This window comes from Undibacterium sp. Di27W (assembly GCF_049340345.1).
GTDB lineage: Bacteria > Pseudomonadota > Gammaproteobacteria > Burkholderiales > Burkholderiaceae_D > Undibacterium.
This window is the reverse complement of record NZ_JBMPOS010000163.1, coordinates 1-270: the sequence shown is the minus strand read 5'-3', so window position 1 is coordinate 270 and position 270 is coordinate 1. Positions and strand designations below refer to the sequence as shown.

1 protein-coding gene is annotated in these 270 nt (G+C 52.2%); it reads left to right on the top strand.

From position 1 onward, the window contains the following. The coding region (locus ACO0LF_RS31750; RefSeq protein WP_423021441.1) for a response regulator at window positions 1-270 on the top strand (270 nt) is incomplete at both ends.

Sequence of the window (270 nt, the reverse complement as noted above, 5' to 3'; positions counted from 1 at the left end):
TAGATGATAATGAAGATGCCGCAAATGCGCTCGGCCAGCTTCTCGAAATGATGGATAACGAGGTTGCTACCGCCTATGATGGAGAGACAGGATTCAAGGTCGCCAGGGCATTCCAGCCTGGCATCGTGCTGTGTGACATCGGGATGCCGAAGATGAACGGCTACGACACCGCACGAGCTATCAGAGCCGAAGAATGGGGTAAGGATGTCGTACTTGTAGCATTGACTGGATGGAATCAAGGAAAGGACATGCAAAAGAGCGTGGATGCCG